Origin of the sequence: Accumulibacter sp., from assembly GCF_023806565.1 — a bacterium.
GTDB lineage: Bacteria > Pseudomonadota > Gammaproteobacteria > Burkholderiales > Rhodocyclaceae > Accumulibacter.
On the sequence record NZ_JAMTDV010000018.1, the window covers coordinates 8,064 to 22,236 of the forward strand.

Consider the following 14,173-nt stretch of genomic DNA (forward strand, 5'->3'; position numbering starts at 1 on the left):
AGCCCGCTGCGAATTCCCGGGCCGGCGTGCCGCAGCCAGACCGGCTCGCCGAGGCGATCGGCAAGATCGTCGGCGAGCCGGCGGGCGAAAGGGAATTGCGGCTGCTGGCGGGGCACGCTGCTGTCGTCGGCACGCAACTGCAGGCCGTGTTCGCCGGCATCGCTGGCGCTCAGTGCCTGCCGCGCCGACGGGTCGAGTCCGGGCAGGACGGTCTGCAACAGGCGCACCTGCCCGGCGATGAGCTGCACCGTCTGATGGACATGCGTGCTGCGGCGAAAATGCCCGAGCAAGGAGAAGGTGGCAAGCTCGGCGACGGCGATCACGGCGACCACCAGCAGCACCGTTCGCCCGGCCAGCGACGAGGGGAACAGTCTCATCCGGCTGTCGCCCCGTTGCCCGGCGCATCCGGGACGAAAACATAACCGACGCCCCAGACAGTTTGCAGATAGCGCGGGTGCGCCGGATCGACCTCGATCAGACGGCGCAGGCGGTGGATCTGGACGTCGATCGCCCGGTCGAACGATTCGCTGGCGTCGCCGCGAGTCAGTTCGAGCAGGCGCTCGCGCTTCATCGGCCGGTTGGCGTTGGCGACCAGCGCGTTCAACAGCGCGAATTCCCCGCTGGTCAGCGTCACCACCTGCTCGTCCTTCGACAACTGGCGTGCGCCGCGGTCGAACCGCCAGCCGCCGAAGTCGATCATTCCGCCGTCGGGGTCGGGCGCCGACGGTACGCGCGCGCCGCGACGCAGCACCGCCTCGATGCGCGCGACCAGTTCGCGCGGGTCGAACGGCTTGCCGAGGTAGTCGTCGGCACCCATCTCGAGCCCGATCACGCGGTCGACCGGCTCGTCGCGCGCGGTCAGCATGATCACCGGTCGCGTCTCGCCGCGCGCGCGCAGGCGGCGGCAGGCGGCGAGCCCGTCCTCGCCGGGCAGCATCAGGTCGAGCACGAGCAATTGCGGTTGATAGCGGTCGAGAAAGGCATCGAGCTGGCGCGTATCCGGCAGCAGCAGCGTGTCGAAGCCGTGCCGCCCGAGATAGGCGGCGAGCAATTGTCTGAGCTCGGCGTCGTCGTCGATCAGGAGGATTTTTTTCATGGTCGCAGGCAGGGTGGCGATGCATCGCATTCTATGCCGGGGGCGGCAGGTGCCCGGCCCACTGGAAACAATTTGCAACGCGCGAAGCCGGCGAAGCAATCGTTTGCAATCGGGAAATCCGCAGAATGGCTGCATCGCGAACGGGCGCTCCCGTCGCGATCGATCAATCTTACGGAAGGAGTCCTTACATGAAATCGAAATTCACTCCGCGCGTTCTCGTCTCCGCCCTGATCCTGGCGCTCGGCGTCGGCGGCGCCGCCTACGCGATGAACCCGGAACGCTGCGGTGCACCAGGTGGCCGCATGGAGCAGCGCATGGAATACCACATGAAAGAGATGTCGCGCCTGCACGACGAGCTCAAACTGAATGCACGGCAGCAGGCGCTCTGGCAGGACGCCGAGCAGTTCAGCCGGAGCAGCATGCGCGAGATGGGCGAGCGGATGCGCAAGCAACGCGAGGAGACGCTGGCCATGGTCAGCAAGCCGGGAGCGGACCTGCGGGCGGTGCTCACGCAGATGGACGAGTTGCGCGACGCCGGACGCAAGCAACGCGAGGCCGCTCGCGACCGCTGGCTGACAGTGTACGACGCTCTGGATGCGGCGCAGAAGGAGAAAGCGCGCCTGTTCCTCAAGAGCAAGCTCGAACGCGGGGGACCGGGTGGCCCTTGGCACTCCGCCGCGCCAGCCGGCCCCGCGCGCGATTGAGTGGAGGGGGCGATGCCGGTCGAGCAGCGATCGTACAGGCATCGCTCCGGCAGCAGCCGGTAGGCATTTCGCGGATTGCCGGCATGGCCGCATTGTCTGGCGGCACTATTTCACATGCAGATGCGCTTGCGCTCATGCAGAATAGCGGCCCAGTAAGGCATCAGGGACAGCGCGCTTTGCCGTGCCGGCGACAGCCGACTCCTGTCCAAGCCTGCAAACGATTCGGCCGGGTAAGCGCATGCTGTTCAATTCGTACTCCTTCCTGCTGGCCTATCTGCCCGTCACGCTGCTCGGGTTCTTCCTCTTCGGCCGGCTCGGCAAGGGTGCCGGAGCGGCATGGCTGGCGGCATGCTCCCTCTTCTTCTATGCCTGGTGGGATTACCGCTACCTTGCCCTGCTGCTTGCCTCGATCGGCTTCAACTACCTCCTCGGCGGCTACATCGCGCGCCACGCCGGTCGTGCCGCGGGTCGGCGGGCGCTGGCGCTGGCGGTCACCGTCAATCTGCTTCTGCTCGGCTACTACAAGTACGCGGACTTTTTCCTGGCAAGCGCCAATGCCGTTCTTGGCACCGATTGGCCGTTGCTCGCCATCATCCTCCCGATCGGCATCTCCTTCTTCACCTTCACCCAGATCGCCTTTCTGGCGGATGCCTATGTGGGCAAGGTCACCGAGTATCGCTTCACCTACTACGCGCTTTTCGTCACCTACTTCCCGCATCTGATCGCGGGGCCGGTACTGCATCACAAGGAGATGATGCCGCAGTTCGACGAGGACCGGAACTACCGCCCGGACGCAGCCAATTTTGCGGTCGGATTGACCATCTTCGCCATCGGCCTCGCCAAGAAGGTGCTGCTCGCCGACAACCTTGCAGGCTACGCCGCGCCAGCCTTCGACCCCCATGCCGAGGCGCTGTCGCTCTTTCTTGCCTGGGGCGGCGTCCTCGCCTATACGTTCCAGCTTTATTTCGACTTTTCCGGCTACTCCGACATGGCGATCGGCCTGTCGCGGCTGTTCGGGGTTCGTCTGCCGCTGAACTTCAACTCTCCCTACAAGGCCAGCAACATCTCGGACTTCTGGCGTCGCTGGCACATGACGCTGTCGCGCTTCCTGCGCGACTACCTCTACATTCCCCTTGGCGGTAACCGCCACGGCCCGCTGCGCCGTCACTTCAGCCTGCTGACGACGATGGTGCTCGGTGGACTGTGGCACGGTGCCGGCTGGAATTTCGTCGTCTGGGGTGCGCTGCACGGCGCTTATCTGGTGGTCAACCATGCCTGGCAGGATCTCAGCGCGCGCATTCCGCTCTCGTTGCCGCCGCGTCTCGGCCACGGGCTTGGCGTGGCGATCACTTTTCTCTGCGTGGTCGTCGCGTGGGTTTACTTCCGGGCGCCCGATCTTGCCACCGCCCACCGGTTGCTCGCGGGATTGAGCGGCGCATGCGGAGCGGCAATTCCCGAGTCGATCGGCTCGCGCCTCGGTGCGTTGCGGCCACTGCTCGAAGGCATGGGTATCGGAAGCTTCCTGGGCGGCGGCTCGACCTTCATCGAAACCTGGCTGTGGGTAGCCGTCGGCGCGTCGATTGCGTTTCTGGCGCCGAATACGCAGGAGATTCTTTGTCGTTACGAACCGGCGCTGCCGGTCGAGCGACGTACCGGGTTCCGTGTCGCGCCACGCCTGCTCTGGCATCCTTGCCGCCGGGACGCGGTGCTGTACGGTCTGCTCTTCGCTGTCGGTCTGCTCGCGCTCAGCCGCCCCACCGAATTCCTGTACTTCCAGTTCTGATGACTTTCTTGACGCCGGCCCGCCCGTGGCACAGTTATCTGCAGTGGATGTTCGCCACGGTGGTCGCGGCGCTTTTCGTCGTGGGTGCGATCAATGTCTTCATCGATCCGCTCGGGGTCTTCGGGTCACCGCGGATCGTCGGCATCAACGCCAGCAAACCCTATCTCGACCACCACCGGGAACTTGCCCGCTGGCAGGCGGGCCGCCGCTTCTGCAGCAGCGTCGGCATTTTCGGCAATTCCCGCGCCGAGATCGGCTTCGACCCCGAGAACGCTCTCTTTGCCAATCGCCGGCTCTCCGCGTTCAATCATGCGATTGCCGGTTCGGATGCCAACCTTGCCTATCGTCAATTGCGCTGGTTGCAGGGCGCCGGCTGCCTGCCGGAGACGATCATCCTGGGAGTCGATTTCATCGACTTCCTCGGGGGTAGCAGTCCGACGCCGCTGGCGCCCGCCGAATCGGATCCGGCGCCTCGGCTGGATGCCCGCTTTCTGGCCGAGACCGTCTTCTCGCTCACCGGTCTGCGCGACTCGCTGAACACCATATGGTTGCAGTGGGCCCGCTACCCGGCCACGCGCACCGAACGGGGTTTCAGCCCGCTCTACAACTACGTCGGCGAGGTGGAGCAGAGCGGGCACTACGTTCTCTTCAGGCAGCGCGCCGAGGAAAACGCGCGCAACTGGCTGCGCAAGCCGCGCCGGCTGCAGCCGCCGGAAGGTGGCAGGTCGGGCGATGAACAGGCTGTCGAGGCTTTCCTTGATCTTGCCAGCGCGGCGGGGAGCACGGTGTACCTGGTGATCTACCCCTACCACGCGCAGATTCGCCTGATGCTCGAACGCCTCGGTTTCGGCGGTCTGTTTGCCGAATGGAAGAAGATGATCGTTGACATTGCCGAACGGCAGGGCGGCGGAAAGGTGATCGTCTGGGACTTCAGCGGGATCTCACCGGAGACGCTGGAGGAAATTCCCGCCGCCGGCGATCGGCGAACGCACCTGCGCAACTATTGGGAATCCGGTCATTTCAAGAGGGAACTCGGAGATCGAGCGCTTGCTCGCATGCTCGGCGAGCCAGGCGACTTTGGCGTGCGACTGAACGGTGAGAACATCGACCGCTGGCTCGCCGTCGATCGCGGCCGTGTGCAGTCCCTGCTCGCGACGCCGGGGCCGCTACAAACCGAAGCTGACGACATCGTCGGCAGCGTGCAGCGCAGGTAGGTGCTCTCGTCGCCCGCATCGCCGTACGCTGGCCGGTGGCTTCGCCGCTGCCGGGCGGCTGCTCCGGCCGCCGTGGCTCCAGGCGCGGGCTAGCCGCCGCGGGCAATCCTGGCGAAGCGCCAGAGGCACCACGCCGCCGCCAGCGTGAACACGCCCCAGAGGCTTTCGACTGGTTGCCGGACGACGGCGCTCCAGGTCATCCACAGGATGCCGAACAGGAAGGTCAGCGGGACCCACGGCCAGCCGACGATGCGGAGTTGCCTGCCTTCGCGCAGTCGGATGCGCAGCAGGCCGGCAACCGTGGCGGCGGAACTCAGATTGAGAGTGAAGCCGACGTAGGTCAGCAGGCTCTGGAAACTCGCGCTCCACAACAGCACCAGTGCCAGGCCGCACTGCACGGCGATCGCCAGCCGCGGCACGCCAGCGTGCAGCCGGAAGCTCGCGGGAAGTTCGCGGTCTGCGGCCATGCGCGCATATACTCGTGCGCCGGCGACCGTCATCGCCGAGACCGACGCCGCCAGGATCAGCGCGATCAGTGCCGTCAGGACGTCGGCCCAGCGTGCTCCACCCAGCGCCTGCGCGGCAACCCGACCGATCTCGCGCGAGCCGGCAAGCAATTGCCATGGCGCCGCAAACACGAAGACGACGTTGAGCGCCAGGTAGAGAACGGTCACCAAAGCGGTTCCGATCACCAATGCGCGCGGCAGATTGCGCTCGGCGTCGCGCACCTCGCCGGCGACATAGACGGCGGCATTCCAGCCGAAGTAGCTGAACGACACCCAGAGCAGCCCGACCGCGAATTCGCCGGCCGCGGCAGTTGGCGGCGGCGCGCGCATCGTCGTGCCGGGCGGCAGGCTGGACAGTGCCAGGGCGGAAAAGGTGATGACCAGGAGCACTTCGACTCCGACCGTCAGATTGTGCAGGTGGGTGCCTCGCTGCATGCGCAGGGCATGGACGAGGGCGAGGCCGCAGAGGAGCGCGCTGCCCAGCCATTGCGGGGAACTGCGGGGAAACCAGTCGCGCAGGTATTCGCCGAAAGCCAGCGCGGTGGCGGCAAGTGGAGCGGCGAAGCCAACCACGATCGACACCCAGCCCGCCATCGTGCCGGCTGCCGGGTGCACGGTGCGCGAGAGAAAGAAATACTCACCGCCCGACTCGGGCAGGCGTCGCGCCAGCGCACCATAGCTCAGCGCGCCACAGGTGGCGAGCATGCCGCCGATCAGCCAGGCGAGCAATACCAGCCACGGGGATTGCAGTTGCTGCAGCAGGAATCCGCCGGTGGTGAATACGCCGCTGCCGAGCATGCTCGCCACGACCAGCGTCGTCGCCGAAAAAAGGCCTAGCCGACGATTGGACGGCATCACGGCCGGCCGTCGGCGGCACCGGTCATCGGCACGAAACGTACCGGCAGGACTGCATCGCGCTGCAGGCGGTTGCCGCGCTTGCGGAGCAGGAAAAGGTTCTGCGCATCGGCGTCGCCGACCGGGATCACCATGCGCCCGCCATCCTTGAGCTGCTCGACGAGCGCTGCCGGTACGTGATCCGGTGCGCAGGTAACGATGATGGCGTCGAACGGAGCCGCTTCCGGCCAGCCCCGATAGCCATCGCCGTGACGTACGCGAACGTTGCCGTAGCCGAGTCGCGACAGAACTCTCGCCGCTTGTCGCGCCAGCGGTTCGACGATCTCGATGCTGTAGACTTCGCGCACGAGAACGGACAGGATCGCTGCCTGATAACCGGAACCGGTGCCGATTTCGAGGACTCGATCGCTCGCCTGTGGCTGCAGCTTCTCGGTCATGAAAGCGACGATGTAGGGTTGCGAAATCGTCTGCTCGTAACCGATCGGCAACGGCCGGTCGTCGTACGCGTAGCGCCGCAGGGCTGCGGGCACGAACTCGTGCCGCGGCACCGTCGCCATCGCCGTGAGCACTTCCGGATCGCGAATTCCGCGCGTGCTGCTGGCGAGTTGTTCGGCGACCATTCGCCTGCGCGCTTCCTCGAGGTCGCTTTCGCCGGCGTTGGCAACTGCCACGACGGCAAAGGCGAGCAGCGCGCCGATCCGGATGGACGCCGCAGCCAGCCGGCGCGCCGAGGGCAAAGGCGGTTTGCCGGCAAATGTGTGGCAACGGCTGGCAAGGGCGAACATCGGCTCCTCCCGCGTACTCTGCCTGCCGGGCGGGCTGGCGGAGAACGCTAACGATTCGTCGCTATGGTCATGAGGCGACCCGCGTCGCTGCTTCGAGGCCGCGCGTGTACTGTTTGCAATCGGCTAGGTCGATGGCCGGAACCGTTGGTGATCCGGTCCGCAGCGCGGTCGCCGTGCCGCGCCGGGTGCTTGCCGGTGGCCAACCTGCCGGCATGCGGGTGACGATCGCTGCACGCGCTAGGCGAGTTCATCCGGCTCGAGAAGATGCTCGAGCGCCGTGATGCGATCCTTGAGCAGCAGCTTGCGCTTCTTCAGCCGGCGTATCAGCAGGTCGTCGGGCGGCGGGTTGAGCATCAGGTGGTCGATGACCTGGTCGAGGTCGTGATGCTCGACCTGCAGTTCGAGCAGGGTTACGCGGTTCTCGGAGATCTGTTCTTCGGTCAGCATGGTCGGCGATATCCTCAAGGTAGTGATTCGGCTGGTCGAGGAGAGCTGGCAGCGCAGTGCGCGCGCACGCCGGTAGCGACGACGAGCAGGAGAAGTGCGGCGCAGTCGGCAGCTATGGTAGGCGCGCCGACGGCAAAAGACAATGGCAAGCAGGGCAACCCGGCGCGCTCAGCGCACGAACCCGCCGCCAACACGCCGCAGACTTGCGGCAAGGCGCATTTTTGCGAATAGAATGTAGGGTGGCAGCGTACCTTTGAGACATCCTCGGGAGGAGGCAAATGGTTTATCACATCATCGTTTCGTTCGGGCGGGAGAGGCAATACGAGTTCAAGTTCTCCCAGAGCGAACTTGCTGCCGGGTCTCCCGAAGAAGCGCGCCGCTGGTTTGACAAGGAGTTTGCCGATCTCGAATGCGAACCCAGCAATCCGATGGGCAAGGTGTTGATTATCGACAAGATCCTCAACGTTGCCCGCTACGGTGGCGAACAGCGATTCAGCGACGGCAAGGAGTGGGCGACGCGATTTGCGCGTTACACGGCCCTTGCCCTGGGGCGCGATACCGTGCGCATCGACGTCGCGGCGTTCAATATCGGTTACTGATCGATCGGCTTCCCTGGAGTCCTGGTGGCGCGCCCGGCCGGCGAAAGAGGTGCGGGCGGCGCAGCAGGGGTGTCTGGGCGACGACACTAGTGATGGACAAGGGATTGATCAGAAACGCAGGCGACGAGGAAGACCCGGAAGAGGAGGCCGACAGCGCGCGGCGGCTGCCGCATGGGACTCGCAACTACATCACTCCCGCCGGCCACGCGCGCATCCGTAGCGAACTCGAACAACTTGTGCGCGTCGAGCGACCGCAGGTGGTCAGCGTCGTGCAGTGGGCAGCGGCGAACGGCGACCGCTCGGAGAACGCGGATTACATCTACGGCAAGCGGCGGCTGCGCGAGATCGACCGGCGGATTCGCTTTCTGAGCAAGCGTCTGGATCTCGCTGAAATCGTCGATCCCGGCCGGCGGGAGCCTACCGAGCAGGTCTTTTTTGGCGCGACGGTGACTGTCTGCGACGAGCAGGGAAACGAGCAGACGTATCAGATCGTTGGTGTCGACGAAACCGATTTCGCGCGCGGCCGCATCAGTTGGGTATCGCCGCTGGCGCGCGCGCTGCTCAAGTCGAGGGAAGGCGAAACCGTCCGTTTCCAGAGTCCCGCCGGCTGGCGCGAGCTCGAGGTGGTGACGGTCGAGTATCGAAGCATCGAATCCTGACCGGTGCTGCCGGCGGGGCCAATCGGCTGCCAGCGGGACTTGAAATGGCGGCATCCATCCCCATCTGCCGATCCGTCGCGCGTGGCGCGTACTGCGCTGGTTTTTCGCTTGCCTTTCTAAACGCTTTTCACGGAGTCTTGCATGGGTGCACAAAAGGAAACTCTCGGTTTTCAGGCGGAAGTCAAACAGCTCCTGAATCTGATGATCCACTCGCTTTACAGCAACAAGGAGATTTTTCTCCGCGAGCTGATTTCGAATGCTTCCGACGCCTGCGACCGCCTGCGCTTCGAGGCCTTGAACAACGCCGGTCTGTACGGCGACGACAGCGACCTGAAAATCCGCGTTTCGTTCGACAAGGAAGCGCGCACACTCAGCATTGCCGACAACGGGATCGGCCTCTCACGCGAAGAGGCGGTCGAGCATCTCGGAACGATCGCCAAGTCGGGAACACGCGAGTTCTTCTCCGCGCTGACCGGCGATCAGGCCAAGGATGCGCACCTGATCGGCCAGTTCGGTGTCGGTTTCTACTCCTCGTATATCGTCGCCGACAAGGTGACCGTGATTTCCCGGCGCGCCGGTCTCGAAGCCAATCAGGCGATCCGCTGGGAATCGTCGGGTGAGGGCGATTTCACGATCGAAGTGATCGATCGCGCGCAACGCGGTACCGAAGTCACGCTGCATCTGCGCGAGGGCGAGGACGAATTCCTGTCGAACTGGAAGCTGCGCGAAATTCTTCGCAAGTATTCCGATCACATCACCCTGCCGATCGTGATGAAGAAGGAGATATGGGACGAGGAAAAGAAGGCGCAGGTGACCACCGACGAAGACGAGACGGTGAACCAGGCTTCGGCGCTATGGGCTCGCCCCAAGTCGGAGATCAGCCAGGAGCAGTACAACGAGTTCTACAAGCACGTCGCACATGATTTCGAAGATCCGCTGGCGCACGTCCATGCCCGCGTCGAAGGCAAGCAGGAATACACGCAACTGCTCTACATTCCGTCGCGCGCGCCTTTCGACCTCTTCGAGCGCACGGCCCGCCACGGCATCAAGCTCTATGTGCGGCGCGTCTTCATCATGGACGACGCCGAGCAACTGATGCCCTTGTACCTGCGTTTCGTTCGCGGAGTCGTCGATTCGAACGATCTGCCGCTCAACGTCTCGCGCGAAATCCTGCAGCAATCGCGCGACATCGAGACGATTCGCGGCGGCTGCGTCAAGAAGGTTCTCGGCCTGCTGGAAAGCCTGGCCGACAGCGAAGAGGATGCGACCAAGGAGAAATACGCGAGTTTCTGGAAGGAATTCGGGCGCGTGCTCAAGGAAGGCGTCGGCGAGGATCTCGGCAACAAGGATCGCATCGCCAGGTTGCTGCGCTTCGCCTCGACCCATGCCGACACGGCCGACGAGAATGTATCGCTGGCCGATTACGTCGCACGGATGAAGGAAGGGCAGGAGAAGATCTACTACGTCACCGCGGAAACCTTCACCGCGGCCAAGCACAGCCCGCACCTCGAGATCTTCCGCAAGAAGGGAATCGAAGTGCTGTTGCTCTCCGATCGCGTCGATGAATGGGTGACCGGACATCTCACCGAATTCGACGGCAAGCAGTTGCAGTCGGTGGCCAAGGGTGGGCTCGACCTCGGCAAGCTGGAGGACGTGACGGAGAAGGAAGAAGCCGAGAAGGCGGCCGACGAGTACAAGGAGCTGATCGAGAAGGTGAAGACGACGCTCGGCGACAAGGTCAAGGACGTTCGCGTCACACATCGCCTGACCGATTCGCCTTCCTGCCTCGTTGCCGATCAGTACGACCTTGGCGGCAATCTGCAGCGAATTCTCAAGGCGGCCGGACAGCAGGCGCCGGCGAGCAAGCCGATCCTCGAGATCAATCCCCGGCATCCGGCGGTGCAGCGTCTCAAATACGAGGAGACCCGCTTCGACGACTGGGCAAATCTGCTGCTCGAACAGGCGACACTGGCCGAAGGCGGTTCGCTCGAGGATCCCGCCGGCTTCGTCAAACGCATCAACGATCTGATGCTGGCGCTCTCGCTCGGCGGCGGCCGTTGACCAGCGGCGGCGGGCCGGAACTGCTGCACGGTCTGCCGCCGATTCTCGATGCCGGCGTACGGACGCTGATTCTCGGCAGCTTTCCATCGCCGGCGTCGCTGGCGGCGCAGGCGTACTACGCGCACGGCCAGAACCAGTTCTGGCGATTGCTGGGCGCGCTGCTCGGCGAGCCGCTCGCAGAGCTCGCCTACGTCGAGCGCCAGCGGGTCCTGCTCGGACACGCCATCGGCGTCTGGGACGTGTATCGCCAATGCCGGCGCGAGGGCGCGCTCGACGCGGCGATCGAGTCGCCGGTGGTCAACGATTTCGGCCGCCTGCGCAGCGAGGCTCCGGTCTTGCAACGGATCTGCTTCAACGGCCAGACCGCCGGCAGGTTCGCCGCCTGGTTTCGCCAGCAGGGCTACGAAACCCTGGTCCTGCCTTCGAGCAGCCCGGCCCATACCCTCGCTTTCGAACGTAAACTGCTTGCCTGGCGGGCGGCGGGGTTCGGCAAGCCAGGCCCTTCCTGATCGCCTGCCAGGCCGCTCGGCAAGCCGGCTGGCAAGGCGATCTGCGCCTATCTGGCGGGGGCCAGGATGTCCCGCAGGCACTGCTGGTGAGCAGGCCCCAGGAGGTCCTTGCACTGCTCGTGCGCTCGCTGTTGTCGCGTGCACAGCTTGAAATCCTCGCCAGTCTGCTGCTTGCACGCTGCGTAAGCCTCTTGGCGCACCGCGCACTGCGGACCGGGCATCCTGCTGCAGTCCGCGGGGGGTAGTTTTTCCTGCACACAACGGCGGAACTGCGGACCAGCCTGGGCGCTGCACGCCGCGTAAGCCTGCTTGCGGGCCTCGCAGTGCGGCGGGTTGGCGGACTGACTGCAATCGAACTGCTGCGCCTGCTCGTGCAGGCACGTGCGGCGTTGCGGGCCCACCGTGTCGCGGCAGGCGTCGAGCATCTTCTGGTGCGCGGCCTGTCGTGCCCGGCATTGCTCCGGATACGGCGCCTTGCTGCAGTCGGCGGCGCCGCGCATGCCCGGCCCGCCACCGCCGCCGGTCATGCCCATGCCGGTGCCCGGCGTGCCCGGGCCCATGCCGCCGCCCATGCCGGGCTGGGCGACGGCCGGCAGGGCAAACAGGGCGGCGGTGAGTGAAGCGATGATCAGTGCAGTCTTTTTCATCGAAGCTCTCCTTCAGATTGGATGCGATCGGTGCGCGATGGCGACCAGGCGCCAGGCCGCGTGGGACATCTTACACCGTCCGGCGACGGTCATTGAGCGCCGCCGGCGGTGTCCGGTATAGTCCCTTGCTCAATCTCATCGAAAGCAGCCGATGCGCCAAAGAGAGGTCCACCCCGTGCATGAACATCGCCTGACGCTGGCTGAGGTCCTCGGCTGGTTGTCCGAAGACGGCTTGGTCGAGACAGGCGACGCCGATGCCCTGCTCAAGGAAAGCCGCCTCAAGCGCCTCGTCTCGCATCCGCTGGTGATCGTCGCCGACCAGAAATGGAAGTCGCGGCAGGAGCCGCATCGGCCCCTGACCCTCGAAGACCTCGGCGAATGGCTGGCGCGCCGGGTTGGCCTCGACTATCAGCACATCGATCCGCTCAAGGTCGACTTCACGGCGGTGACCGAAGTGATGTCGAGCGCCTACGCGACGCGCTTCGGCATCCTGCCGATCCAGGTGACGATGCGCGAGATCGTGGTCGCGACGACCGAGCCTTTCCTGCGCGACTGGGAGAAGGAGATCAGGGCGATCGCCAAGAAGGACGTCCGGCGCGTGTTTGCCAATCCGGTGGACGTGGCGCGCTACCTGGTCGAGTTCTACAATCTGGCGCGCTCGGTCAAGAAGGCCGCGCAGCTCGGCGGTCCGTCCGGCAATCTGTCGTCGTTCGAGCAACTGGTCGAGCTCGGCCGCACCAATCGCCAGTTCGACGCCAACGATCAGCACATCGTCAACATTGTCGACTGGCTTTGGCAATACGCCTTCGAGCAGCGCGCCAGTGACATCCACATCGAGCCGCGACGCGAGGTCGGCATCGTGCGCTTCCGCATCGACGGCGTCCTGCATCAGGTCTACCAGATTCCGATGAGCGTCATGGCGGCGATGGTCAACCGCGTCAAGATCCTCGGCCGCATGGACGTCGTCGAAAAGCGTCGCCCGCAGGATGGCCGGATCAAGACGCGAACCGCCGACGGCCGCGAGGCCGAACTGCGCCTGTCGACGCTGCCGACCGCTTTCGGCGAAAAGCTGGTGATGCGGATTTTCGACCCCGAGGTCCTGGTGCGCAGCTTTGCCGATCTCGGCTTCGGCGATGAGGATCAGGCGCGCTGGAAGGAGATGGCGGAGAGGCCGAACGGGATCATCCTGGTCACCGGCCCCACCGGTTCCGGCAAGACGACGACGCTCTACTCGACGCTCAAGCAACTGGCGACGCCGGCGGTCAATGTGTGCACCATCGAGGATCCGATCGAAATGGTCGAACCGGCGTTCAACCAGATGCAGGTGCAGAACGTCATCGACCTCGGATTTGCGCAGGGCGTGCGGGCGCTGATGCGCCAGGACCCGGACATCATCATGATCGGCGAAATCCGCGACCTGGACACCGCCGAGGTAGCGATTCAGGCGGCCCTTACCGGCCATCTGGTGCTGTCGACGCTGCACACCAACGACGCGCCGGCGGCGATCACGCGCCTGCTCGACCTCGGCGTTCCCTCGTATCTGCTCGGCGCGACGGTGCTCGGCGTGATGGCGCAGCGGCTGGTGCGCATCCTCTGCCCGCACTGCAAGCGGGTGCACCCGGCGAGCCCGATCGAGGAGACGATGTGGGACCAACTGGTGGCGCCGTGGAAAGCCAACCGGCCGGCGCGCTTCTACCGGCCGGTCGGTTGTCTCGAATGCCGCATGACCGGCTATCTCGGGCGGGTCGGCCTCTACGAGATCCTGCCGCTGTCGCCGGAAATCCGGCTCGCGATCAGCGAAAACCGGGACATCGCCCGGATTCGCGATCTCGCCTTCCGCGAGGGAATGAAGCCGCTGCGCATCGCGGGGGCGATGAAGGTCGCCGCCGGCGTGACGACGCTGGCCGAGGTGTTCAAGGTCGCGCCGCCGGTCGAGCAGGGCTGAGCCGGAAGCGGGCGAGCACCGGCGGGCCGAGGTCCATCAAGTCAGCCCCGGAACCGGTCCGAAGCTTTCCAGCGGCAGCCGCTCGGGCAACGCGTTCGCCAGCGGACGAAGCCAGGCCAGGTAACGCCAGGCGTCGCCGCTGACCGTCAGGACGCCGTCGCTCGCCGGCTCCCAGTTCGCGTGCCCGGCGCCGGCGATTCCGGCCAGATCGGCGTCCCAGAGGCGCACGCTGCCGTCCCAGCCGGGGATGGCGAGCCACTGGCGGCCGGTGGCGTCGCGCCGGGGCAAAGGCGACCGATTGGAATCGTGATGAGGAACCGGCCAGCCGGGCGAGTTTTTCCTTGGCCCTTGCACGAACGCCAG

At 65.3% G+C, this 14,173-nt stretch carries 15 protein-coding genes; 8 read left to right on the top strand and 7 right to left on the bottom strand.

Going from position 1 to position 14,173, the window contains the following annotated elements; genetic code table 11:
• The coding region (locus NFV80_RS02035; RefSeq protein ID WP_295325847.1) for a hypothetical protein at positions 1 to 377 on the bottom strand (377 nt) is incomplete at its 3' end.
• The gene (locus tag NFV80_RS02040) at positions 374 to 1,096 is read right to left on the bottom strand and encodes a response regulator (protein ID WP_295325845.1); all 723 of its coding nucleotides are present in this window, start codon (positions 1,094 to 1,096) and stop codon (positions 374 to 376) included. The genes NFV80_RS02035 and NFV80_RS02040, both read right to left, overlap by 4 nt.
• Before the next feature lie 188 nt (positions 1,097 to 1,284).
• On the opposite strand from NFV80_RS02040, the gene NFV80_RS02045 reads away from it, so the two are divergent.
• The 3 genes from NFV80_RS02045 to NFV80_RS02055 all read left to right on the top strand — a co-directional run bounded on the left by NFV80_RS02045 (position 1,285) and on the right by NFV80_RS02055 (position 4,797).
• Positions 1,285 to 1,800 carry a periplasmic heavy metal sensor gene (locus tag NFV80_RS02045; protein ID WP_295325842.1) on the top strand — a complete coding sequence of 172 codons (516 nt, stop codon included), beginning with the start codon at positions 1,285 to 1,287 and terminating at the stop codon, positions 1,798 to 1,800.
• Between the two features lie 238 nt (positions 1,801 to 2,038).
• Positions 2,039 to 3,583: an MBOAT family protein gene (locus NFV80_RS02050; protein ID WP_296757667.1), complete on the top strand. Its 1,545-nt coding sequence runs from the start codon at positions 2,039 to 2,041 to the stop codon at positions 3,581 to 3,583.
• A complete protein-coding gene (locus NFV80_RS02055) occupies positions 3,583 to 4,797 on the top strand; it encodes a hypothetical protein (RefSeq protein ID WP_296757669.1) in 1,215 nt (404 codons plus the stop codon). The genes NFV80_RS02050 and NFV80_RS02055 overlap by 1 nt, the downstream gene beginning before the upstream one ends.
• Before the next feature lie 89 nt (positions 4,798 to 4,886).
• Here the strand turns inward: NFV80_RS02055 and NFV80_RS02060 are convergent, their stop codons facing one another.
• From NFV80_RS02060 to NFV80_RS02070, 3 genes are all read right to left on the bottom strand, one after another.
• On the bottom strand, positions 4,887 to 6,158 hold the full coding sequence (locus NFV80_RS02060; RefSeq protein ID WP_296757671.1) for an amino acid permease: 1,272 nt from the start codon (positions 6,156 to 6,158) through the stop codon (positions 4,887 to 4,889).
• Positions 6,158 to 6,943: a protein-L-isoaspartate(D-aspartate) O-methyltransferase gene (locus tag NFV80_RS02065; protein ID WP_295325833.1), complete on the bottom strand. Its 786-nt coding sequence runs from the start codon at positions 6,941 to 6,943 to the stop codon at positions 6,158 to 6,160. The genes NFV80_RS02060 and NFV80_RS02065 overlap by 1 nt, the downstream gene beginning before the upstream one ends.
• Before the next feature lie 237 nt (positions 6,944 to 7,180).
• The gene (locus NFV80_RS02070; RefSeq protein ID WP_295325831.1) at positions 7,181 to 7,390 is read right to left on the bottom strand and encodes a DUF465 domain-containing protein; all 210 of its coding nucleotides are present in this window, start codon (positions 7,388 to 7,390) and stop codon (positions 7,181 to 7,183) included.
• A gap of 278 nt (positions 7,391 to 7,668) precedes the next feature.
• Between NFV80_RS02070 and NFV80_RS02075 the strand changes: the two genes are divergently transcribed.
• From NFV80_RS02075 to NFV80_RS02090, 4 genes are all read left to right on the top strand, one after another.
• Positions 7,669 to 7,989 (top strand): hypothetical protein, encoded by a 321-nt coding sequence (locus tag NFV80_RS02075; protein WP_295325829.1) that lies wholly within the window; start codon positions 7,669 to 7,671, stop codon positions 7,987 to 7,989.
• A 92-nt stretch (positions 7,990 to 8,081) separates the two neighbouring features.
• The gene (gene greB, locus NFV80_RS02080) at positions 8,082 to 8,648 is read left to right on the top strand and encodes a transcription elongation factor GreB (protein WP_295325826.1); all 567 of its coding nucleotides are present in this window, start codon (positions 8,082 to 8,084) and stop codon (positions 8,646 to 8,648) included.
• Between the two features lie 141 nt (positions 8,649 to 8,789).
• Positions 8,790 to 10,709 (top strand): molecular chaperone HtpG, encoded by a 1,920-nt coding sequence (htpG, locus tag NFV80_RS02085; RefSeq protein WP_296757676.1) that lies wholly within the window; start codon positions 8,790 to 8,792, stop codon positions 10,707 to 10,709.
• Positions 10,710 to 10,729: 20 nt separating this feature from the next.
• Positions 10,730 to 11,218, top strand: a complete 489-nt coding sequence (locus NFV80_RS02090; RefSeq protein WP_295325866.1) for a DNA-deoxyinosine glycosylase — start codon at positions 10,730 to 10,732, stop codon at positions 11,216 to 11,218.
• Between the two features lie 47 nt (positions 11,219 to 11,265).
• Here the strand turns inward: NFV80_RS02090 and NFV80_RS02095 are convergent, their stop codons facing one another.
• Entirely contained in the window at positions 11,266 to 11,865 is a 600-nt protein-coding gene (locus NFV80_RS02095) for a hypothetical protein (RefSeq protein ID WP_295325821.1), read from the bottom strand.
• A gap of 151 nt (positions 11,866 to 12,016) precedes the next feature.
• Between NFV80_RS02095 and NFV80_RS02100 the strand changes: the two genes are divergently transcribed.
• The gene (locus NFV80_RS02100; protein WP_295325818.1) at positions 12,017 to 13,810 is read left to right on the top strand and encodes a GspE/PulE family protein; all 1,794 of its coding nucleotides are present in this window, start codon (positions 12,017 to 12,019) and stop codon (positions 13,808 to 13,810) included.
• A 36-nt stretch (positions 13,811 to 13,846) separates the two neighbouring features.
• Here the strand turns inward: NFV80_RS02100 and NFV80_RS02105 are convergent.
• Positions 13,847 to 14,173: hypothetical protein (locus tag NFV80_RS02105; RefSeq protein ID WP_295325817.1), on the bottom strand; the 327-nt coding region annotated here is incomplete at its 5' end.

Bases quoted from the DNA above. Each gene is read 5' to 3' on its own strand.
- NFV80_RS02040 (WP_295325845.1), bottom strand. From the start codon at position 1,096: ATGAAAAAAATCCTCCTGATCGACGACGACGCCGAGCTCAGACAATTG.
- NFV80_RS02045 (WP_295325842.1), top strand. From the start codon at position 1,285: ATGAAATCGAAATTCACTCCGCGCGTTCTCGTCTCCGCCCTGATCCTG.
- NFV80_RS02050 (WP_296757667.1), top strand. From the start codon at position 2,039: ATGCTGTTCAATTCGTACTCCTTCCTGCTGGCCTATCTGCCCGTCACG.
- NFV80_RS02055 (WP_296757669.1), top strand. From the start codon at position 3,583: ATGACTTTCTTGACGCCGGCCCGCCCGTGGCACAGTTATCTGCAGTGG.
- NFV80_RS02060 (WP_296757671.1), bottom strand. From the start codon at position 6,158: ATGCCGTCCAATCGTCGGCTAGGCCTTTTTTCGGCGACGACGCTGGTC.
- NFV80_RS02065 (WP_295325833.1), bottom strand. From the start codon at position 6,943: ATGTTCGCCCTTGCCAGCCGTTGCCACACATTTGCCGGCAAACCGCCT.
- NFV80_RS02070 (WP_295325831.1), bottom strand. From the start codon at position 7,390: ATGCTGACCGAAGAACAGATCTCCGAGAACCGCGTAACCCTGCTCGAA.
- NFV80_RS02075 (WP_295325829.1), top strand. From the start codon at position 7,669: ATGGTTTATCACATCATCGTTTCGTTCGGGCGGGAGAGGCAATACGAG.
- greB (WP_295325826.1), top strand. From the start codon at position 8,082: ATGGACAAGGGATTGATCAGAAACGCAGGCGACGAGGAAGACCCGGAA.
- htpG (WP_296757676.1), top strand. From the start codon at position 8,790: ATGGGTGCACAAAAGGAAACTCTCGGTTTTCAGGCGGAAGTCAAACAG.
- NFV80_RS02095 (WP_295325821.1), bottom strand. From the start codon at position 11,865: ATGAAAAAGACTGCACTGATCATCGCTTCACTCACCGCCGCCCTGTTT.
- NFV80_RS02100 (WP_295325818.1), top strand. From the start codon at position 12,017: ATGCGCCAAAGAGAGGTCCACCCCGTGCATGAACATCGCCTGACGCTG.